This window comes from Microbulbifer variabilis (assembly GCF_056232115.1).
Map to the genome: position 1 here is coordinate 1,760,108 of NZ_CP174325.1, position 20,536 is coordinate 1,780,643.

Consider the following 20,536-nt stretch of genomic DNA (forward strand, 5'->3'; position numbering starts at 1 on the left):
TTTTAACGCAGAAAAACAAACAATACTGCAGCTACCATCAATAGAGCAAAGCTCACTCTGATTACTCTCGCTTGTTTTGGTTTGTGGAAAACTGGCCGCAGGCTGCCCCCAAGGTATAGCCAGATAAAATCCACTACAGCAGCGACAATCAAGCAGACCAATCCTGTGGCAAGATAGCTGAAACCGCTCTCTTCGATAGGCAGTAGAAACTGGGAAAAGATCGCAAAAAAAGCGGCGTAGGCTTTTGGATTGAGCAGATTAAAAATAAACCCATCCAAAAGGGATGGCGGTTGGGCTGCTGCCGACTGTTCCTGAACCAGTACCGGTGCCGTGGCAATTTTGAATGCGATGTAGCCAATGTAAAGTGCTCCACATATCTGCACTGTCAAACGAGCCTCGGGCCAGGCAGAAAGCAGGGCGGCTACACCGGCAGTGGCACCGACAATGGCTACGCATAACCCAAGCAGGATACCGATAAGGAAACCGGTACTTTGCCTCACTCCAAAGGTTGCTCCTGAAGCTGCCAGAGCGAGTGGTGCGGGGCCGGGAGAGCCGAGTAACAGGCCTGTGGCTGCAATCAGTGAAGATAATGCTTCTAACATAAACTCTTGCCCTATTTCCCACCTGCGACATCAATAAATGAGCCAGTGGTAAACGACGATTCATTGCTTAAAAGCCAAGCTATCGCAGAGGCCACTTCTTCTGGCAGTCCCCCTCGTTTTAGAGGGGTCGTAGATTTTAGCCGCTCCACCCGATCTGGTTCTCCGCCAGCAGCATGCATCTCTGTATAGATCAAACCTGGCCGTACTCCATTTACCCTGATTCCCTCGCTGGCAAGTTCCTGGCTTAGCCCGATGGTCAAGGTGTCTACTGCCCCTTTACTCGCTGCATAGTCAATATATTCGTTGGGTGAGCCCCAGCGGCTGGCAGCAGAAGAAATATTGACGATGGCACCACCGCTGCCCCCCTGTTTGGTCGACATTCTTCTTATGGCTTCGCGGCAGCAAAGTAGGGTGCCAGTAACATTCGTTCGAAGTACCTGGTTAATTCGCTCCGCTTCCATTTTTTCAACGCGCATTTGGGGTTTGAGTGTCGCGGCATTGTTCACCAGGTATTGAAGGGGGCCGAGTTGCCGGTCTACTTCATTAAATAAGTGGGTGATATCGGCTTCTGATGAAATATCAGCGCGTACGGCGATTGCTTTAGTACCTAAGGCCTTGAGTTCATTCAGCAGGCTTTCGGCCGAGTCTTTTCTCTCCCGATAACTGATGGCGATATGGTATCCATGCTGGGCAAGTAATCGTGCCGTTGCGGCACCGATCCCACGGCTTCCGCCGGTGACTAAGGCAATATTATTTTTAAGGGGCACTTTGCAACTCCTGAAAAGGGGGAACTATTGGGAATAAATAGGGGTACCTTTGATTTTTTTTGTTGTTAAAGAATGAGGGAGGGTATCTGAAAAATACGGAGGAGGCACTGACGGCAGCGCTGTCAGTGCCCCTGGATGAGATCGGGCTTAATGGGCTTTAATTTTAATACAGTTGAGGGCCACCATCGCCGTATTCCGAATCATTTTGCAGGCTTAATTCGCCAGCGGCACTATTCAAATATTCCGCATCGGACTCGGACTTGAGTTTGATCATCAAGCGCAAGTCGTTGGAGGAGTCAGCGTGGGCGAGGGCATCCTCGTAGGTAATCTCGCCGCGGTCGTAGAGTTCATACAGGGCCTGGTCGAAGGTCTGCATACCCTGTTCGCCGGAACGCTTCATCAATTCTTTCATTTTGTGTACCTCGCCCTTGCGGATCAGGTCCGACATCAGCGGGGTATTGATCATAACCTCCAGGCAGGCCCGGCGGCCATCGCCGTCAGGTGTTGGCACCAGTTGCTGTGCCACCATCGCTTTCAGGTTCAGCGACAGGTCCATAAACAACTGTTGGTGGCGGTCTGCCGGGAAGAAGTGAATGATACGGTCCAGGGCTTGGTTGGCGTTGTTGGCATGCAGGGTACAGAGACACAGATGGCCGGTTTCGGCAAAGGCAATGGCGTGGTCCATTGTCTCGCGGGAGCGTACCTCACCAATCAGAATGACGTCCGGTGCCTGACGCAGGGTATTTTTCAGGGCCACTTCGAAGGACTCTGTATCCAGGCCAACTTCACGCTGGGTTACGATACAGCCGCGATGCTGGTGAATAAATTCAATCGGGTCCTCAATAGTGATGATATGGCCTTTGGAGTTCTCATTGCGGTGGCCAATCATCGAGGCAAGGGAGGTAGACTTACCAGTGCCGGTTGCACCTACAAAAATAATCAGGCCACGCTTGGTCATCGCCAGCTCTTTGAGTACATCCGGCAGGCCAAGCCCGTCAATCGTGGGAATCTTCGTTTCGATACGACGCAGCACCATGCCCACCAGGTTGCGCTGGAAAAATGCCGAGACCCGGAAGCGACCTACGTTGCGTACGGCAATGGCGTAGTTCAGTTCCTTTTGTTCAGCGAATTCGCGTCGCTGCTTCTCATTCATGGTGCCCACCACCAGTTCGCGTGCTTTCTCTGGTGTGAGCGAGGTACTGCTGCAGGGTACAACACGTCCGTGCAGTTTGATCGAGGGTGGTATGCCTGCGGTGATAAACAGGTCCGATGCACCTTTCTCTACAACCAGTTGTAGGAGTCTTTCAATTTCCATGGGTGTTTACCGCGTTTATTTTTGACTTTGAGGGGCCCTGCAGCGAGCCCCCGGTGCGCTGTAACGCTTAGAAGTTTTCCGGCATTTTGGCTTTTTCTCGCGCGACTTCGCGGCTGACGATACGGCGTGCCACCAGATCCTCAAGGCACTGGTCCATGGTCTGCATACCGACACTGGCGCCAGTCTGGATAGCCGAGTACATCTGCGCGATTTTGTCCTCGCGGATCAAATTACGGATTGCCGGGGTGCCGCGCATAATCTCGTGAGCGGCGACACGGCCTCCGCCATTTTTCTTCAGGAGGGTTTGGGAGATTACCGCCTGTAGTGACTCCGACAGCATTGAGCGAACCATCGCTTTCTCCTGCGCAGGAAAGACGTCTACAACCCGGTCAATGGTTTTTGCTGCAGAGGTGGTGTGCAGGGTACCGAACACCAGGTGACCGGTTTCTGCGGCGGTTAGTGCCAGTCGGATGGTTTCCAGGTCCCGCATCTCACCCACGAGAATAATGTCCGGGTCTTCACGTAATGCAGAGCGCAGAGCTTCGGCGAAGCCGTGTGTATCCCTATGTACCTCGCGCTGGTTTACCAGACACTTTTTTGACTCGTGTACGAATTCAATTGGGTCTTCGATGGTGAGGATATGTTCGTACTTGTTGTCGTTGATGTAATCCATCATCGCGGCCAGCGTGGTGGACTTACCGGAACCGGTAGGCCCAGTCACCAACACCAGGCCACGCGGGGTATCGGAGATCTGTTTAAAGACCTGGCCCATCCCCAGGTCTTCCATGGTCAGTACCTTGGAGGGAATAGTCCGGAATACAGCGCCGGCCCCACGGTTGTGATTAAAGGCATTCACACGGAAACGGGCCACGCCAGGTACTTCAAAGGAGAAGTCGGTTTCCAGCAGCTCTTCATAATCCTTGCGCTGCTTATCATTCATGATCTCGTAGATCAGGCCGTGCACCTGCTTGTGCTCCATGGCTGGCAGGTTGATGCGGCGCACGTCGCCGTCCACACGAATCATCGGTGGCAGACCGGCGGAGAGGTGCAAATCCGAGGCGTTTTGCTTGGCGCTGAAGGCGAGGAGTTCAGTGATATCCATACTGCTACCTTATGGTTCTTGTTTGGGCTCAGGTAAAATCGCCACTTATTTCGGTAAGGGCCCCAGTATATGCGCAAAGAGACAATCGTCGAAAACCTGAATGCAGTAGGTGAGCGGATTGTGACATGCTGCAACAACTGCGATCGCAACCCGGCAGAAATCACTCTGCTGGCGGTTTCCAAAACGCGACCCCCACAAGATTTGCGAGTCGCCTACGCGGCTGGCCAGCGCCACTTTGGCGAAAACTATTTGCAGGAAGCCCTGGAAAAACAGGATGCCCTTTCTGATCTCGATATTCACTGGCATTTCATTGGGCCGTTGCAGTCGAACAAAAGCCGTGCGGTTGCCGAGAGGTTCCAATGGATGCATACAGTCGACCGGCTGAAAATTGCCCAGCGTCTTTCATCGCAGCGCCCCAAAAACATGGGCCCTCTCAATATCTGCCTGCAAGTGAATATCGATGGCGAGCAGAGCAAGTCTGGCATAGCTCCACAGGATTTGGTGGCTCTGGCGCGTGAAGTGGTGAAACTACCTGGGCTTCGTTTACGCGGGTTGATGACGATTCCCGCTGAGCGACAGGGTATTACCGCTCAACAAGAGCCCTTTGCCAGGCTAGCCAGCTTGTTGCAGCACTTACGTGAAGAATTTCCTAACGAAACCATGGATACCCTGTCGATGGGAATGTCCGGGGATATGGAGGCAGCGATTTCCTGTGGCGCCACCATTGTGCGCATCGGCACAGATATTTTTGGCGCTCGTAATTATTCTGCGTAAATGGGGCTGTGTTTTACCCAAAACTGTTAGGGAAATGGAATGACGAAATCAGGGAATCTCGAGGTGGTATTACTGGGATTAACCCTGTGTGCTGTAATGGCTTTATCAATGGCGCAGAACTTGTGGACCACTTGGTTGGCACTTGAGTGGCTAGCATTTATTTGCCTTCTCTCATTTTACTTCCCGAAGATGTCAATGATTACCGACTTCCTTAGTAATACGGTAACCCGATCGCTGTGGCCGGAGAGCCGACAATGGTTGTAGCTGGTGACAATTGCCTTAAATCTCCTTGCGATAATAGAGGCGTCCCTATTTGGCAGTGATTAAAAAGGTGCTAGTAGAATTGATATGAAAACGGCCCAAAGGGCCGTTTTCGTTAGAGGGTTCGTATTAATTTTTCAGCGCCAGTTTCTTTTTCCGCTCTTCGCCGAGCAAATGTTCTGCAAAGAACAATGCCGTAGCTTGAGTAAAGGCATCGCTATTCTCCTTTTTGCGATAACCGTGTCCTTCGTTTAATGCGTTCATATACCAAACCCGGTTGCCGTTTTCACGCAGGGCGTCCACGATCTGCTCGGCTTCTGTAACAGGTACTCGAGGATCATTTTGTCCCTGTACCACAAACATCGGCACCTGGATTTTCTCCACATTATTGTTGGGGCTGATTTTTTCCAGGAAGGCCCGCATCTTCGGATCGCGTTCGTCACCATACTCTACCCGGCGCAAGTCTCGACGGTAGCTCTTGGTGTTGGTGAGGAAAGTGACAAAATTAGAGATGCCGACAATATCTACAGCAGCTTTCAGGCGGTTTGAGTAGTAGACACTACTGGCCAGCACCATATAGCCGCCATAGCTACCGCCGAAGACAGCAACCCGCTCGGCATCCAAGTCTGGTTGGGTGGCGATCCAGTCCAGTAGGGCACCGATGTCTTTCACCGAATCCTCGCGCTTATACCCGTTGTCCATGGCCAGGTAGCTTTTACCGTAGCCGGCAGAACCGCGTACGTTGGGAGCAATTACTGCGGCCCCAAGCTCCTCCAACCACATTTGATAGGTGCTGGAGAACAGCGGGCGATACTGTCCCTCGGGTCCGCCATGAATGGAAATAATGACTGGCACCGGGCCTTTAGTGTTGCGTGGTTTGTACATGAAAGCTGGAATTTCCCGATGCTTGCCATCTACCTTGTCGAAAGTTGGATAGTGCACCAGCTGGGGTTCGACAAATTGCTCGGTGTCGAGGCCGCCGACTTCGCTGAATGTCCAGCGGTTGAGGTCACCACTGGAGAGTGGACGACGGCCCAGCTCTAAAACGAAAGTATCTGTAGGGGTTTTTGGGGTATTCAGGGACATCGCCAGCCTATCGCCTCGAGGATTGAACTCGATGCCGCCGATAACGCCAATCGGGAGGGAATTGATCTTGCGATAGCGGTCATTGCGCGGGTTATAGAGATAGAGTGAGGACATACCCCCCTCGTTAGCCACGAAGGCACCGCGACGACCGTCTTCACTGAGAACAAAATCGTTGATGTCCCAGGGGATATCAGCGGTAATGACTTTTTCATCACCACTGGCTAAGTCTTTGCGAATCAGCTGGGTGAATTCTCCCCCTTTATCACTCATCAGGAATGCAGAGCGGTCGTCGTGGCTAAAGCCAACGGGAAAATTGCGGGAGTCTACATCGTCATCCCCGGCGAGCAGTTTCAGTTCTCCGCTATCTAGATCCAGCAGGTGGACTTTGGATCGAGTGGAGGAAACATACTGCAACACGAGCAGTTGGCTACCGGATTGTGAGAAGCCGCCTGGCCCCCACCAACTGCCATCTGTTGATTTCAGAATCAGGCGGTCTTCTTTCTTAGCTCCGTCAAAAGTGGTGAGCCAGATATCATTGGCTTTACCGTCGCGGCGAGTACTCTGATAGGCCATGGCGGAGCCTTGCTTATTCCAGAGGATAGCGCCGTTTCGGGATTCGCCATCAGTGATCATCTCACTCTGGCCATTGTGCGTATCAAATAGAAATATTTGTGTATATTCATTCCCGCCAGCATCCATAGTGAATGCCAGTTGCTCGTGATCCGGACGTGTGGCGACACTGCCGATAGGCTCTTCGAAGAAGGTCAACTGGCGGCGGGCGCCACCGGCGCGATCTACTTTGTGTAATTGATTCACCTCGCCAAAGCGGGTGCTGACATACATTCCGTTGCCATCTATATCCCAGCCGCGGAAGCTGGCTGATCGTACATTTTGATAGCGGTTCAGTTCATCAATGATGCTCTGGGGTACCTGTGGAATGTCCTGCAATATCAGTTGGCCGTTGTTTTCGGTACGAGTTTCTACCGCACCGGCAGCGCCCGTCGCGCAAAGCAGTGCGGCGGTCACTAAAGAGCGCCATTTATGCATATCATTCTCCTTGGCAACGCGTGAGGCGCGTTTCTCTTGTTATTGGAATTGAGTGACCACATATTAACGAAATCCCCGCTGGGGAAAATAGCGACTGAAATTCACAGCAGCTGAGCCGAGTGCTCGCCGAGGTAATCCGAGTGACTGTAAAAAATCCCAAAATCGTTTTTATCGGCGGCGCCGGCAATATGGCTGGAGCGGTGATCGGCGGCCTGCTCGCGGCTGGCTATCCGACGGAAAAGGTTGTTGCTACTGGGCGCGATCCTCTCAAGTTGGAGTCGTTTGCCAAACGCCATGGCGTTGTCGCGCACGATGATAACATCGCTGCAATTGATGAAGCCGATGTTATCGTGCTGTCAGTTAAACCCCAGGTCATGCGCGATTTGTGCATGGATCTGCGTCCGCATCTGACTAGACGCAATCCCCTGGTGATTACTCTGGCTGCCGGTATACCCCTGGCTGCCTATCAACGCTGGCTAGGTGAGCACCTGCCAATTGTGCGTGCTATGCCAAATACTCCAGCGTTGGTTCAGGCAGGGGTCACTGGTCTTTACGCCGATGCGGCGGTGACCGCAGAACACCGCGCTATTACCGAGCGTATCGTCAATGCAGTGGGTATTTCCCTGTGGGTGGAGCAAGAGGAGGGAATTGATCAGATTATCGCCGTTGCAGGATCTGCCCCAGCATACTTTTTTCAATTTATGGAAGCCATGATTGATGCATCATCTGCCAGTGGCTTTGCCCGTGCTGATGCGGAGCGCCTCGTGTTGCAAACTGCCCTGGGCGCCGCCAAACTGGCCATGGTCAGCGATGTGGATGTGGCCCAATTGAAGCGTAACGTAATGTCGCCGGGCGGTACCACAGAGCGTGCGGTACAGCGCTTTGAGCAGGGCGGCCTTCCCCAGCTGGTAGCGGATGCAATGCGTGATTGTGCCGAGCGCGCTGCAGAAATGGCCAGGGAGCTGGACCGCTAGGTAAAAACAAATTAAAAGCGGCGTATGGAGCGCTGTAATTCACTCAAATTTTTGGAACTTTTCGATGGCAAATACCTTCAGCAATATCGGGGTCTTCCTGGTGGCAACCCTCGGTATCCTGTTCCTGTTTGTGGTTTTGATGCGCTTTTTGCTTCAGTTGGCCCGCGCAGATTTTTACAATCCAATTTCCCAGGGCATCGTGAAAATTACCAATCCGCTGTTATTACCACTGCGCAAGGTGGTGCCGGGGTTTCTCGGTGTGGACATGGCCTCGCTGGTTTTGGCACTTCTGGTGGGGTTGGTGATGATTTTGGTTTGTGGCCTGTTCGCCGGCTATGGCCTATTTAATCCTTTGAGTGCACTGCTTTGGTCTCTGATCGGCTGTGTAGCGACGGTGATTGCGGTTGTTTTTGTAGGAATGTTGATTTCGATCGTGTTCAGTTGGATCGCGCCCCATAGTGGCCACCCTGCTTTGATGTTGTTACGTCAGTTGCTCGAACCATTTTGTGCGCCGATACGCCGCCTGATACCGCCTTTGGGGGTGATTGATATCAGCCCGATCTTCGTGTTTATCCTGCTGACAGTGGCAGACAAATTGCTGTTTGGTTTTGCACAAATGGCAAATATGCCAGCTTTCGTCTACAGCCTTTTCTGGCATATCCCCGGATTTTAAGTGGTGATGTCGCAAGTTTTCTTGCGGCGCGCGCACTGGATCGCATTTGGCGCGGTGTTAGACTCTTATACTTAAGGTTGACCATCCCAATACTCGCATTCGGAGTGTTGGGGTCTTGTCTGCAGGGTATAGATAACAAGAACACCGTGAAATGGAAGACGCACTCCTTCGCCAGCACATCTCCGATTACGACCGTTGGAAGAAAAACCTGGACCGCCAGTTTGCCCAGTTCAACCAGTGGTTACAGCAACATTTCCCAAACTCAGCCGGTGCTTGCCAGGTTGTCCAGCAGGCACGTGCTTTACTCACCGATGATCAATTTACCCTTGTATTGGTCGGTGAGTTTTCCCGTGGCAAGACCGAGCTGATTAATGCTCTGCTATCACAGACCTACAGCCAGAGGCTGCTGCCATCTAAACCTGGCCGCACCACAATGTGCCCTACGGAAATTTTCAGTGATGGCAGCGAGCGTGCCAGTCTGCGACTGTTGCCTATAGAGACCCTCGCTACCAATACCAGCCTGGAGAGTTTTCGCCGGATTCCGCAGAAGTGGATTACCCACGAGTTCGATGCCAATGATCCCGAGGCTACTCGCACGGCGTTATTGAAGGTGGCTGCGACCAAATCAGTGTTGCCTGAAGAAGCTGCGCGTTACGGCTTTGATCGTCGCCACTTGGATGATAAAGGCAACTTGGTAGAGATCCCCGCCTGGCGTTATGCATTGATCTGTCTGCCACATCCTCTGCTTGACCAGGGGTTGCGTATTATCGATACGCCGGGGCTCAACGCTCTCGGCAACGAGCCGGAACTGACATTGAGTACACTGCCCAGCGCCCAGGCTGTGGCCTTTCTATTGGCCGCGGATGCCGGCGTCAGTGGCACCGATATGAATATGTGGGAGACCCACCTGGCTCCGCTGCGCGATCACCGCGGCACTGCAGTGATGGCGCTGTTGAATAAGGTCGATGTACTTTGGGATGATCCCGATGAGGACGCGGAACTGCTACTTCGGCGTATGAGTGCCCAGGTGGCAAAACTGTTGTCTGTACCACAGGAAAGCGTTGCTGGTGTCTCGGCGAAAATGGCATTACTTGCGCGCCAGCAGCAGGATCTGAACTTATTGCGTAACAGCCGGTTTGGCGATTTCGAAAAGCTGCTGGTGCAGCGCCTGTTGGAGCACCGCCAAAAAGTGGCAGAGCATCGCTCATTGCACCAGGCCCTTACGCTGATGGCGGACACCCGCGATCTCCTCAAGCGCCGCCTTAATAGCGGCCGTGCCGCATTGGTACACTTACAGCGCAATAGTGCCAGCACCGAGGAGCAGTTGGCAGAACTGGGCCAGCTGCAGCAGACTGTGAAGGAGCAGCACAAGCTCTGCCACCACGAACTGCTTACTCTAAAGTCCAGCCAGCGCATGTTGATGCGGCAGAGTACGTCTCTTTTGGCGCCAATTTCCACTCAGCAGCTGCAGCAACTGATTGATGACACCAGCAAAGCGCTGCACAAAAGTTGGACACCCATGGGGCTGGCCAAGGCTATCGACACTTTCATGGAAGGTGTCGATCACCAACTCGCCAACCTGGAGCGGGAGGTAGACCAGGCAAATCGGTTACTCGATGCGGTTTTTGAGCGTTCCAGCCTGAAGAAGGTCGACAGCGTCGAGCAGTATTTCACTGTCCGGAAATTCCGTGCCACCCTGCGTGGTTTACATCGTCAGGCGGCCCAGCTGCGCCGCTCTCCACAGTTATTGCTTGCTCGACGCAATCGCCTTAGTGAGCGATTTATAACCACCCTTGCCAGTGAGGTGGGGCGCCTCTACAACCAAATGGGAGTTGCTGCGGAAAGCTGGTTGGAGCAGGCCCTTGAGCCGTTGAAACAACATGTTCAGTACCAGAAACACCTGCTCAATCGCCACCTGATTAAGCTTACCGAGTTGAAGCAGAAGACCCGCAGTAGGCGCACCGACCTGCGCACGCTTGAAGATGAAGTACTGCGCAACGATCGTGCGTTGACGGCACTTGAAGAATTGCTGCGCCATAGCAGCTCTGCACCGCAGCCGTTGGCTCCTGCACCTCGGGCTCATAATGTCACACCACTGAAGGCCTCCCTCTCGAGTTGAGTTGGAGTGGAGGCTTAATTGGCGGTTACAGTGATTGTCATAAGTCGCGGCGCTCCCGTACACTTGAGGCATCAGCATTTGCCAACCGCCAAATAACCCGACAGATATAAACACTTTGTCTACGGAAAACCCCGCCGCTTCCAGAGAGTGCCAGAATACCGCTGATGCGGACTCAGTAGGCCTTGTTACGCCCAAGAAACAAGAATTTACTGAGCCATTACAGCTTGCCTGTGGGCGTGTATTACAAGGCTACACCCTGGTCTACGAGACTTACGGAACACTAAACACTGATAGAAGCAATGCGATTTTGATTTGCCATGCCCTATCAGGCCATCACCACGCTGCTGGTAGGCACAGCCCTGATGACAAGCGGGCGGGCTGGTGGGACCACTACATTGGCCCTGGTAAGCCTATTGATACCAGCAAATTCTTCGTGGTCTCCCTGAATAACCTGGGTGGCTGCCACGGCTCTACCGGCCCGGTTTCTATCAACCCGACCACAGGCAAGCCCTGGGGACCGGATTTTCCCCCAATGAGAGTACGTGATTGGGTTCACAGCCAAGCGCGTTTTGCGGATCTATTGGGTATTGAGCAGTGGGCAGCGGTCATCGGTGGCAGCCTGGGTGGAATGCAGGCTATGCGCTGGGCATTGGAGTACCCAGAGCGACTGCGCCATTGTGTGGTGATTGCTTCAGCTATGAAACTCTCAGCCCAGAACATCGCTTTTAATGAAACTGCACGTCAGGCTATTACCTCTGACCCGGACTTCTGTGGTGGGCGTTACCTTGAGAGGGAGAAATTACCGCGGCGTGGTCTGGCTGTGGCGCGTATGATCGGTCACATTACTTATCTTTCCGATGATGGACTGGCCAATAAATTTGGGCGCGAATTGCGCACTGGCAGTTTTCAGCCGGGTTCTGATGAGGAGGTGGAATTCCAAATCCAGAGTTACCTGCGCTATCAGGGCGATAGCTTCTCCAGCAGCTTTGACCCCAATACCTACATCCTGATGACCCGTGCGCTGGATTATTTTGATCTTGCGCGGGAGTACAAAGATGATCCGGTGGCGGCATTTGCCAATGCCAGTTGTCGCTTCCTGTTGGTTGCCTTCACCTCCGATTGGCGTTTTGCCCCCGATCGCTCTCGGGAGATCGTCAATGCTCTGATGCACGCTAACGTTTCGGTAAGCTATGCCGAAATTGAGTCCGCTATGGGGCATGATGCATTCCTGCTGCCAAACGAACGCTATGAGGGGATCTTCCGCGCATATATGCAACGAGTGGCCGCTGAGATAATAGAGGAGGGGTGCTATGCGTATTGATCTCGATGTTATCCAGGACTGGATAGCGCCCAATAGTCGTGTTCTGGACCTGGGCTGCGGTGACGGTGCACTGCTGGAGCAGCTGGGGAAAAATAAGAATGTTATTGGCTATGGCTTGGAGATTGACCCGGAACAAATAGAATTGTGTGTGGAGCGTGGCGTTAATGTAGTTGAGCAGAACCTGGATACGGGGCTCGGTAACTTTGCTGACGGTAGTTTCGACGCAGTGGTCATGACACAGGCTCTGCAGACCCTGAGGCATCCGCACGAGGTTGTACGGGAGATGTTACGGGTGGGGCGCGACTGTATTATCACTTTCCCCAATTTCGGGCAGTGGAGGGCACGCTGGCACCTGGCGTTTTCCGGACGAATGCCAGTTTCGGATCTATTACCTTTTGAGTGGTACGACACGCCCAATATTCACTTTTGTACTTTTCGTGACTTTGAAGTGCTGTGCAAACAGAACGACTGGACTATTTTACACCGCCAGGTAGTATCCGAGTCGAAAATTGGTGTGACTTTCAAAGACTTTTTACCAAATTTATTTGGTGAGACAGCGATATATCACCTAACTCGCTAAACTAATATTTGCGCCAAGTTTTTGTCCTTGGTTCGGGGCAGATCGCAGCTTTTGGTGGGTGGCGCACAGATAGTGGCCCGCCGTCGCAGTCCAGCGCCCGCCAACTCAATAGGTGGTGCTCATAACAATTGGAGGTGAAGCGTGAAACGCATCCTTGCCGCAGCCGCCACTCTGGCCCTGCTTTTTATGACCGCCGGTGCCGTTGCGCAAGAGGCCCGTATCATAAAGAACTATGAGGATTTTGGTGACTACCGGGTAGTTTATTCTGTGTTCAACAGCGACTTTATCCAGCCTGATATCGCCCAGAAGTATCAGCTGGCGCGAGCCAGGGATCGCGCTTATGTCAATGTCTCGGTGGTAAAGAAAGATGGTGGTACCCGGGGCCTTGGTGCAGAGCTGACCGGCAATGCAACCAATCTGATCCAGCAATCGCGCCCATTGAAGTTTAAAGAGATCCGCGACGGCAATGCGGTTTACTACTTGGCGCCGTTGCGCTTTGAGAATGAAGAGACCCTTACCTTCAATGTGGATGTCACCTTACCCAATGGTAAAAAGGAGAGGATTACTTTCCGCCGCAAACTGGAAAGGCCTTAACCGCTTCAGCGTTTTGTTTGTATCTAGACGCGGTGGCGCACCTTTCATTTGATTGAGAATCGATGCGGGCCTCGGCCCGCTTTTTAGTTGATGCAACATGCTAAAAAAAATTGTCTTAGCCAGCGGCAACGCCGGCAAACTACGAGAGTTCTCGCAGCTTTTCAGTACTTGGGATATTCAGGTTCTGCCCCAATCGGAGTTTGGTGTGGAAGACGCCGAGGAGACTGGGTTGAGCTTTATCGAAAATGCTTTGATCAAGGCCCGTCATGCTAGCCGCATCAGCGGTTTGCCCGCGCTGGCTGACGATTCCGGCTTAGCGGTAGATGCTTTGGGCGGCGCTCCTGGGATTTACTCTGCGCGCTATTCCGGTGAAGGGGCGAATGATGAACGCAATAACAGTAAGTTGCTTGATGCTTTGCGGGGGATTGAAGCATCGGCTCGCAGTGCGAGTTTTCATTGTGCCCTGGCTTTCGTACGTAGCTATGACGATCCGGTGCCATTAGTGTGTAGCGCCCAGTGGCGTGGGCGCATACTGGAGACGCCCATGGGAGAGCAGGGCTTTGGTTACGATCCGCTTTTCTATGTAGCTTCAGAGGGCATGACTTCCGCTCAGTTACCGCGAGAGGTAAAAAACCGATTGAGCCATCGCGCTCGGGCTGTAGGGCTGTTTGAGGCTATGTGGCGTGAGCAGATGACGGGTGCTGATCTTGAATGATAACAGTGGGTTATTGCAGCTGCCGCCTCTCAGCCTGTATGTGCATATTCCCTGGTGTATACGCAAATGCCCCTATTGTGACTTCAATTCCCACCAGGCTGCGAGGGATCACACAGATACTGCCTATGCCCTTCCGCAAGAGGAGTATGTGGCTCAGCTGCGGCGAGATTTGTTAAGTCAACTGCCTTGGGTTCAGGGGCGTAAGCTGCAATCGATTTTTTTTGGCGGCGGCACGCCAAGCTTATTTTCCGCAAATGCTATCGGGGAAATTGTGGCTATGGCTGCAGAGCTGGTGGGCTTTGCCGAAGGCATAGAGATTACCCTGGAAGCCAATCCCGGTACTTTTGAGCAGGCAAAATTCAACGGCTACCGTAGGGCAGGCATCAATCGCTTGTCGATCGGGGTGCAGAGCTTCAATAGCACGCAGTTGCATAACCTGGGCCGCATCCACAGTGGTGATGAGGCTGCCGGCGCCCTGTCTATGGCGCGCAGGGCCGGTTTTGACAATATCAACCTGGACCTGATGCACGGCCTGCCAGGGCAGACGGAAGATGAGGCACTGGAGGATCTGCGCCGTGCTGTGTCCCTGGGACCGGAACATATTTCCTGGTACCAGCTTACGATTGAGCCGAACACCGCCTTCTACAGTGCTCCACCGTCCACACCTGGTTCACAGCTGATTGCCAGCATACAGAGTAGCGGGCGCGAGTTTCTCGCTGCAGAAGGTTACCTTCGCTATGAGATATCTGCTTATAGTGGGCGCGGTTTGGAATCTCGCCACAACATCAATTACTGGTCGTTTGGGGATTATCTAGGTATAGGTGCAGGTGCTCACGGCAAGGTCACCCTGCCTCATGAAGGTCGAATCCTGCGCAGTCGGCGCACACGTACGCCGCGGGATTACATGAATTTTGCAGCTTCGGGGAGCGAGTTGTTGCACAGGGAGCTGGCAGCGCCCCATGCCGATGCAATAGAAAAGGCCGATTTGCCTCTGGAGTTCCTGATGAACACCCTGCGCCTAGCCGGCGGGGTGCCGAAAGGCACTTTTGCGTACTATACCGGCCTGGCCCTGGAGACTTTACAGCGACAATGGCCGACCTTGCTGGCGATGGATCTGGTTCAGCCGCTGGAGCAACGTATTGCTGCCAGTGCTTTTGGCTTCGACTATCTTGATGAGATTCTGCAGCGCTTTCTGGAACAGCCGTGAGCCCAGGGGACTTGAAAAGTGCAACTGCGCCCCAATCTACGCGTTCAATGGCGCATTTTGGCTGTACTCTCATAGCCCCCATCGTGAGATGATGCGTCCGCGGTGGCACCGCATTGTGTAACTAAAGAACAGGAAAGCAATATGAGCGAGCACGCAATCATCAATGTAACTGACGCCGAGTTCGAAGCTGAGGTTCTCAAAGCCGAAGGTCCGGTGCTGGTGGACTTTTGGGCTCAATGGTGCGGTCCGTGCAAAATGATCGCTCCGGTTCTGGATGATCTGGCGGGTCACTACGGCGAAAAGCTGAAGATTGTCAAAGTCGATGTGGATGCAAACAAGGAAACCCCGGCTAAATACAATGTGCGCGGTATTCCTACCCTGCTGTTGTTCAAAGGTGGTAACGTGGAAGGTACCAAGGTTGGTGCTCTGTCTCGCGCCCAGCTGACTGAGTTTATCGATAGCCAGCTGTAATCCTGCCGCTCCATCCTGTGAAGAGGGTAAATTTCTTTGCAGGATGGGAAACACCCGTTATACTGGCTGTAATTCTGTAATAGTTCAGTCAGCTGTGAATCCAGTGACGACCAGCTGAAGATAACGCCCCTCCACAGGGTCCCTGACCATTCCCGGCGTGTATATTCCTCGAATTGAGCTTAATTGGTAGTGCTCTGCCTTTTGATTATGTAGAGCCAAAGCTTGATAGGTATTACGCTTTTGATAGGTACGGGTGCCTAAGTGTACTGGGCAAATAAACGAGCAAATCTCTGATTTTCAAACCCCTCCCCAAAATAATTTCCGGCGTGTCCGCGCCAAATGACAACAGAAACCTTAATAAGCAATTGGTATGAATCTCTCCGAATTAAAAACCAAACCCATTGAAGAGTTGATTGAAATAGCCAAAGGTATGGGCCTGGAAAACCTGGCTCGGTCGCGCAAACAAGATATTATTTTCAATATTCTTAAGCGCCACGCCAAAAGCGGTGAAGATATTTACGGCGATGGCGTATTGGAAATCCTTCAGGACGGTTTTGGATTTTTGCGTTCTGCTGATTCCTCTTATCTTGCGGGACCGGATGATATATACGTTTCCCCTAGCCAGATTCGCCGTTTTAATTTGCGTACGGGTGACTCAATTTCCGGAAAGATTCGCCCACCAAAAGAGGGTGAGAGATATTTCGCTCTTTTAAAGGTTAACGAAATTAATTTCGACAAACCCGAAAACGCCCGTAATAAAATTCTTTTCGAAAACCTTACTCCCCTTTTCCCTAACGAACGTCTCGGTCTGGAATGCGGTAATGGCTCTTCCGAAGACCTTATTGGCCGAATTATTGATTTAGTGGCCCCAATTGGTAAAGGGCAGCGTGGGTTGATCGTGGCTCCCCCAAAAGCCGGTAAAACCATCATGCTGCAAAATATGGCGCAAGCCATAACTCGCAATAACCCCGAATGTCACCTGATCGTGCTGTTGATTGATGAGCGCCCGGAAGAGGTGACTGAGATGCAGCGTTCTGTTCGCGGCGAAGTGGTTGCATCTACTTTTGATGAGCCGCCTGCTCGTCACGTCCAGGTTGCTGAAATGGTGATTGAAAAAGCCAAGCGCCTGGTGGAGCACAAGAAAGATGTGGTTATTTTGCTGGATTCTATTACTCGTCTGGCACGTGCGTATAACACCACCGTACCCAGTTCTGGCAAGGTACTGACCGGTGGTGTGGATGCCCATGCCCTGGAGAGGCCCAAGCGTTTCTTTGGTGCTGCACGGAATATTGAAGAAGGCGGAAGTCTGTCTATTATTGCTACTGCACTAATTGATACTGGCTCGAAGATGGACGAAGTGATTTTCGAGGAGTTTAAAGGTACTGGTAACATGGAATTGCAGCTTGATCGTAAGATCGCTGAAAAGCGTGTATACCCGGCCATTAATGTACGGCGTTCCGGTACCCGCCGCGAAGAGTTGCTAATGCCAGAGGGCGAATTACAGCGGGTATGGATTTTGCGTAAACTGTTACACGATATGGAAGATGTAGCAGCAACGGAATTCCTAGTGGATAAGTTGAAAGATTTCAAGACAAATGACGAATTCTTCCTGTCCATGAAACGGAAATAATTTTTGTATATAAAAGGCGCCGATTCAGGCGCCTTTTATATTCTGGATTGAATAAGGCGATTATTTGCGCTGATTAATGTTGAAAAGGCGAGCTATTAGGCATATAAAGTTCCACATCGTGGCGCTGGGTATGAATTTTATTAAGCGGCGCCCGACCGAATTGGCTCAGGAGATACTCCGTCAAAGGGCCAATCTCAAATGAATAATCTGGTGGAGCTGGTTATTCATTTGTGACTGCACGACAGCCCACACATCTAGTGAGAACCTTTTGTGAATATCTATATTGGAAATCTGGCCTACGCGGTAACCTCTGACGACCTGCACGAAGCTTTCGGCGCATTCGGAGAGATCTCTCGGGCTACTGTAATCACCGACCGTGAGACTGGCCGCTCTAAAGGCTTCGGTTTCGTAGAAATGCCTAACGACGATGAAGCGCGTAAAGCAATCGAAGAGATGAACGACCAGCCACTGTCCGGCCGTAACATCCGTGTTAACGAAGCTAAGCCCCGCGAAGATCGTCCGCGCCGCCCCCGCTTCTAAGCTTGCGACAAGCTTAAGATTTTTTCGGCCCGCAGCTTAGCGCTTGCGGGTCGACTCTCCCCCCTTATTTTAAGCACCCTGACCAGGGCGCCATTCCCCATTTTGTCTTTTCTGTTTTACACTGCGCGTTAGTTTATTTTCATCGTCCGGTAATCCATGAAATACAAAGACCTGCGCGACTTTATCAAGCTGTTGGAAAAGCGGGGCCTATTGAGGCGGATTCAGCACCCTGTAGATCCGATTCTCGAGATGACGGAAATTGCAGACCGCGTGTTGCGCAGTGGCGGTCCGGCCCTACTTTTTGAAAATCCAGTAGGCTTTGAAACCCCTGTACTTGCAAACTTGTTTGGTACTACCGAGCGGGTAGCTCTGGGAATGGGGCGTGAGAATATCGGTGAATTGCGTGAGGTCGGTGAACTGCTGGCCTTTCTTAAAGAGCCACAGCCTCCGGAAAATTTGCGGGATGCCTGGGAAAAACTGCCAGTTTTCAAGCAGGTTCTGAATATGGGGCCAAAAGTGGTCAAGGGAGCAGTCTGCCAGCAGGTTGTGCTGGATAAAGAGCAGGTGGACCTCAACAAGCTGCCTGTTCAAACTTGCTGGCCAGGAGATGCAGCGCCCCTGGTGACCTGGCCCTTGGTGATAACTCGTGGACCAGAGAAGAAGCGCCAAAATTTAGGTATTTACCGAATGCAGCTGATTGGTAAAAACCGCTTGATTATGCGCTGGCTCAGTCATCGTGGCGGTGCACTTGATTTTCGCGACTGGTGTAAAAAACATCCCGGCCAACCGTATCCCGTTGCTGTAGCACTGGGCGCAGATCCCGCCACCATTCTGGGGGCTGTTACTCCAGTACCGGATACACTGTCTGAATATGCATTTGCCGGCCTGTTGCGTGGTGATAAAACTGAAGTAACCAATGCACTGCTCAGTGATTTACAAGTTCCTGCCAGTGCAGAGTATGTGTTGGAGGGATTCATTTATCCCGATGATATGGCCGATGAAGGGCCATATGGAGACCATACCGGCTATTACAATGAGATAGATAGCTTTCCTGTCTTCACTGTTGAGAAAATTACTCATCGCAAGGACCCAATCTATCACAGCACTTATACCGGACGGCCACCGGATGAGCCCGCGATCTTGGGTGAGGCTCTCAATGAAGTGTTCGTGCCGATTTTACAGAAGCAGTTCCCGGAAATTGTCGATTTCTATCTACCTCCTGAAGGTTGTTCTTATCGGCTCGCCGTGGTGACCATGAAGAAACAGTACCCCGGCCATGCAAAAAGGGTGATGATGGGGGTCTGGTCTTTCCTGCGCCAATTTATGTACACCAAGTTTGTTATCGTCACAGATGATGATGTAAATGCGCGAGATTGGAATGATGTTATTTGGGCTATGACAACCCGCATGGATCCAGCTCGGGATACCGTAATGGTAGAAAATACTCCGATTGATTATCTGGATTTTGCTTCTCCAGTATCGGGTTTGGGCTCCAAAGTTGGTTTTGATGCCACTAATAAGTGGCAGGGTGAAACTGATAGAGAATGGGGTAATCCTATTGAAAGAGACCCGATGGTAGTTAAAAAAGTCGACGAGATTTGGTCCAAGTTGGGTCTTGGATAATTTCGTTAGCGATAATTTTAATTTTCTATCCCCTTCGTGCTGGAGCAACACTGGGGTGTTCTGCCTACGGCTGCTTACTGGTTCGCTTGCCTAGCAGCTGTAGTTTGTTGTATCTCTGATTTATTTATATCAATTTGTTTACATCTATAAGTAGTGCGTGTGACCTCTTATGGTGGAGTCTTTGCAAATTCTTAAAAGTGTGGATGAGAAATTTTTAAGAAAATAATTTACTCAATTAGTACTGTCATTTTTTTATTTTAATATTTGTGATGGCATTACCAGGTGAATAAGAAAAAGGCATAGGTGTTAATAATATTAGGAAATTTATACCCGAGATAAGACAGAAAAGTTTTTTCTGAATCCATGTGTAACGGAATGTTTCGCTTCCGATTGTCAGAAGTTATTTCTGACTCAGAGCGTTTCTTTTGGCAGGATCGCAATGGTTTCACAGGATAAATGAGGCCAGCCCTGAACTTGTTTGCGTCAATGTATTTTGATATTGAACGTAAAGATGGATTTATCTTGGTTGTGAATCGGGGCGTTGATACTAAATCAGCTTATGCGATGAAAAAGACTACTGGCCGGTTAAGAAGCTTAGTAATATATTTGTCGTTTGAATATTTTGAGGCGGGACTATGATTGATAGGTCAAATAATTTACTAAAATAGAGCGGATTTAAACTGTAAGCTGGCAGAGGTGATTAGTAAAGTGCAAATAAATATAAAGGTCATATTTTAAAAACAAGTAGTGGAAATTTATTTTCTGGTTTTTAGATCAATGATTAGATATGTCGAATATGTTGAGAAAAAAATTACGTTTTTTTAAAAGCATGCTTATTAGCCCTGTCTTTAACAGTTGTAGCTGTAAATGCAGCCGAATCTGGTTCTAACGTAAAATGGGCATTTGATCGTATAAAATCTCTTGAGGGGGATTGGAAAAAAGAAGGGTCTGATCGGGAGAAATTCTATATTAATTTTTCTCAAATGGCTGGTGGTGCTGTACTAATTGAGAATTGGATCTATGATGGACAATCCCGCTCACTTACCATATACCATATGAATAATGGAACTCTTCTTGCTGCACATTACTGTCCCCAGGGGAATCAACCACGCTTATGGCTAGAAGGCCATGTAAG

At 51.2% G+C, this 20,536-nt stretch carries 19 protein-coding genes; 14 read left to right on the forward strand and 5 right to left on the reverse strand.

Annotated elements, in window-relative coordinates:
* Positions 1-2 precede the first annotated feature (2 nt).
* The 4 genes from ACJJI7_RS07760 to ACJJI7_RS07775 form a co-directional block, all read right to left on the reverse strand.
* Positions 3-602, reverse strand: coding sequence for a LysE family translocator (locus ACJJI7_RS07760; protein ID WP_020413682.1), 600 nt, complete (start codon positions 600-602; stop codon positions 3-5).
* Positions 603-613: 11 nt separating this feature from the next.
* Positions 614-1,369 carry an SDR family oxidoreductase gene (locus ACJJI7_RS07765; RefSeq protein ID WP_282951903.1) on the reverse strand — a complete coding sequence of 252 codons (756 nt, stop codon included), beginning with the start codon at positions 1,367-1,369 and terminating at the stop codon, positions 614-616.
* Positions 1,370-1,532: 163 nt separating this feature from the next.
* Entirely contained in the window at positions 1,533-2,684 is a 1,152-nt protein-coding gene (locus ACJJI7_RS07770; RefSeq protein WP_020413680.1) for a PilT/PilU family type 4a pilus ATPase, read from the reverse strand.
* 67 nt (positions 2,685-2,751) lie between these two features.
* Positions 2,752-3,786, reverse strand: a complete 1,035-nt coding sequence (locus ACJJI7_RS07775; RefSeq protein WP_020413679.1) for a type IV pilus twitching motility protein PilT — start codon at positions 3,784-3,786, stop codon at positions 2,752-2,754.
* A gap of 69 nt (positions 3,787-3,855) precedes the next feature.
* Between ACJJI7_RS07775 and ACJJI7_RS07780 the strand changes: the two genes are divergently transcribed.
* Together ACJJI7_RS07780 and ACJJI7_RS07785 are read left to right on the forward strand one after the other, a co-directional pair.
* The gene (locus tag ACJJI7_RS07780; protein WP_282951902.1) at positions 3,856-4,560 is read left to right on the forward strand and encodes a YggS family pyridoxal phosphate-dependent enzyme; all 705 of its coding nucleotides are present in this window, start codon (positions 3,856-3,858) and stop codon (positions 4,558-4,560) included.
* 39 nt (positions 4,561-4,599) lie between these two features.
* On the forward strand, positions 4,600-4,824 hold the full coding sequence (locus tag ACJJI7_RS07785) for a hypothetical protein (RefSeq protein ID WP_020413677.1): 225 nt from the start codon (positions 4,600-4,602) through the stop codon (positions 4,822-4,824).
* A 126-nt stretch (positions 4,825-4,950) separates the two neighbouring features.
* Here the strand turns inward: ACJJI7_RS07785 and ACJJI7_RS07790 are convergent, their stop codons facing one another.
* The gene (locus ACJJI7_RS07790) at positions 4,951-6,954 is read right to left on the reverse strand and encodes a S9 family peptidase (protein WP_282951901.1); all 2,004 of its coding nucleotides are present in this window, start codon (positions 6,952-6,954) and stop codon (positions 4,951-4,953) included.
* A 140-nt stretch (positions 6,955-7,094) separates the two neighbouring features.
* Here ACJJI7_RS07790 and proC point away from each other — a divergent pair, with 140 nt between their 5' ends.
* The 12 genes from proC to ubiD all read left to right on the forward strand — a co-directional run bounded on the left by proC (position 7,095) and on the right by ubiD (position 19,401).
* On the forward strand, positions 7,095-7,928 hold the full coding sequence (gene proC / locus ACJJI7_RS07795) for a pyrroline-5-carboxylate reductase (protein ID WP_040628952.1): 834 nt from the start codon (positions 7,095-7,097) through the stop codon (positions 7,926-7,928).
* Between the two features lie 64 nt (positions 7,929-7,992).
* Positions 7,993-8,601 (forward strand): YggT family protein, encoded by a 609-nt coding sequence (locus tag ACJJI7_RS07800; RefSeq protein WP_020413674.1) that lies wholly within the window; start codon positions 7,993-7,995, stop codon positions 8,599-8,601.
* A gap of 151 nt (positions 8,602-8,752) precedes the next feature.
* The gene (locus ACJJI7_RS07805; RefSeq protein WP_020413673.1) at positions 8,753-10,720 is read left to right on the forward strand and encodes a dynamin family protein; all 1,968 of its coding nucleotides are present in this window, start codon (positions 8,753-8,755) and stop codon (positions 10,718-10,720) included.
* A 115-nt stretch (positions 10,721-10,835) separates the two neighbouring features.
* Positions 10,836-12,041 carry a homoserine O-succinyltransferase MetX gene (metX, locus tag ACJJI7_RS07810; protein ID WP_444902358.1) on the forward strand — a complete coding sequence of 402 codons (1,206 nt, stop codon included), beginning with the start codon at positions 10,836-10,838 and terminating at the stop codon, positions 12,039-12,041.
* Positions 12,031-12,621: a methionine biosynthesis protein MetW gene (metW, locus tag ACJJI7_RS07815; protein ID WP_020413671.1), complete on the forward strand. Its 591-nt coding sequence runs from the start codon at positions 12,031-12,033 to the stop codon at positions 12,619-12,621. Before metX ends, metW begins: the two co-directional genes overlap by 11 nt.
* Before the next feature lie 141 nt (positions 12,622-12,762).
* On the forward strand, positions 12,763-13,215 hold the full coding sequence (locus ACJJI7_RS07820; protein WP_020413670.1) for a DUF4426 domain-containing protein: 453 nt from the start codon (positions 12,763-12,765) through the stop codon (positions 13,213-13,215).
* 97 nt (positions 13,216-13,312) lie between these two features.
* Complete coding sequence (gene rdgB, locus ACJJI7_RS07825; RefSeq protein ID WP_444902357.1) at positions 13,313-13,930, forward strand: RdgB/HAM1 family non-canonical purine NTP pyrophosphatase; 618 nt, start codon at positions 13,313-13,315, stop codon at positions 13,928-13,930.
* On the forward strand, positions 13,914-15,137 hold the full coding sequence (gene hemW, locus ACJJI7_RS07830) for a radical SAM family heme chaperone HemW (protein ID WP_444902356.1): 1,224 nt from the start codon (positions 13,914-13,916) through the stop codon (positions 15,135-15,137). Before rdgB ends, hemW begins: the two co-directional genes overlap by 17 nt.
* Before the next feature lie 141 nt (positions 15,138-15,278).
* Positions 15,279-15,608 carry a thioredoxin TrxA gene (gene trxA, locus ACJJI7_RS07835; RefSeq protein ID WP_020413667.1) on the forward strand — a complete coding sequence of 110 codons (330 nt, stop codon included), beginning with the start codon at positions 15,279-15,281 and terminating at the stop codon, positions 15,606-15,608.
* Between the two features lie 370 nt (positions 15,609-15,978).
* On the forward strand, positions 15,979-17,238 hold the full coding sequence (gene rho, locus ACJJI7_RS07840; RefSeq protein WP_020413666.1) for a transcription termination factor Rho: 1,260 nt from the start codon (positions 15,979-15,981) through the stop codon (positions 17,236-17,238).
* A gap of 270 nt (positions 17,239-17,508) precedes the next feature.
* Positions 17,509-17,778: an RNA-binding regulator gene (gene rbp, locus ACJJI7_RS07845; RefSeq protein ID WP_020413665.1), complete on the forward strand. Its 270-nt coding sequence runs from the start codon at positions 17,509-17,511 to the stop codon at positions 17,776-17,778.
* 156 nt (positions 17,779-17,934) lie between these two features.
* Positions 17,935-19,401, forward strand: a complete 1,467-nt coding sequence (gene ubiD, locus ACJJI7_RS07850) for a 4-hydroxy-3-polyprenylbenzoate decarboxylase (RefSeq protein WP_444902355.1) — start codon at positions 17,935-17,937, stop codon at positions 19,399-19,401.
* Positions 19,402-20,536: the final 1,135 nt, after the last annotated feature.

Coding starts and splice junctions, on each gene's coding strand:
- ACJJI7_RS07760 (WP_020413682.1), bottom strand. CDS start 602: ATGTTAGAAGCATTATCTTCACTGATTGCAGCCACAGGCCTGTTACTC.
- ACJJI7_RS07770 (WP_020413680.1), bottom strand. CDS start 2,684: ATGGAAATTGAAAGACTCCTACAACTGGTTGTAGAGAAAGGTGCATCG.
- ACJJI7_RS07775 (WP_020413679.1), bottom strand. CDS start 3,786: ATGGATATCACTGAACTCCTCGCCTTCAGCGCCAAGCAAAACGCCTCG.
- ACJJI7_RS07780 (WP_282951902.1), top strand. CDS start 3,856: ATGCGCAAAGAGACAATCGTCGAAAACCTGAATGCAGTAGGTGAGCGG.
- ACJJI7_RS07785 (WP_020413677.1), top strand. CDS start 4,600: ATGACGAAATCAGGGAATCTCGAGGTGGTATTACTGGGATTAACCCTG.
- ACJJI7_RS07790 (WP_282951901.1), bottom strand. CDS start 6,954: ATGCATAAATGGCGCTCTTTAGTGACCGCCGCACTGCTTTGCGCGACG.
- ACJJI7_RS07800 (WP_020413674.1), top strand. CDS start 7,993: ATGGCAAATACCTTCAGCAATATCGGGGTCTTCCTGGTGGCAACCCTC.
- ACJJI7_RS07805 (WP_020413673.1), top strand. CDS start 8,753: ATGGAAGACGCACTCCTTCGCCAGCACATCTCCGATTACGACCGTTGG.
- metW (WP_020413671.1), top strand. CDS start 12,031: ATGCGTATTGATCTCGATGTTATCCAGGACTGGATAGCGCCCAATAGT.
- rdgB (WP_444902357.1), top strand. CDS start 13,313: ATGCTAAAAAAAATTGTCTTAGCCAGCGGCAACGCCGGCAAACTACGA.
- trxA (WP_020413667.1), top strand. CDS start 15,279: ATGAGCGAGCACGCAATCATCAATGTAACTGACGCCGAGTTCGAAGCT.
- rho (WP_020413666.1), top strand. CDS start 15,979: ATGAATCTCTCCGAATTAAAAACCAAACCCATTGAAGAGTTGATTGAA.
- ubiD (WP_444902355.1), top strand. CDS start 17,935: ATGAAATACAAAGACCTGCGCGACTTTATCAAGCTGTTGGAAAAGCGG.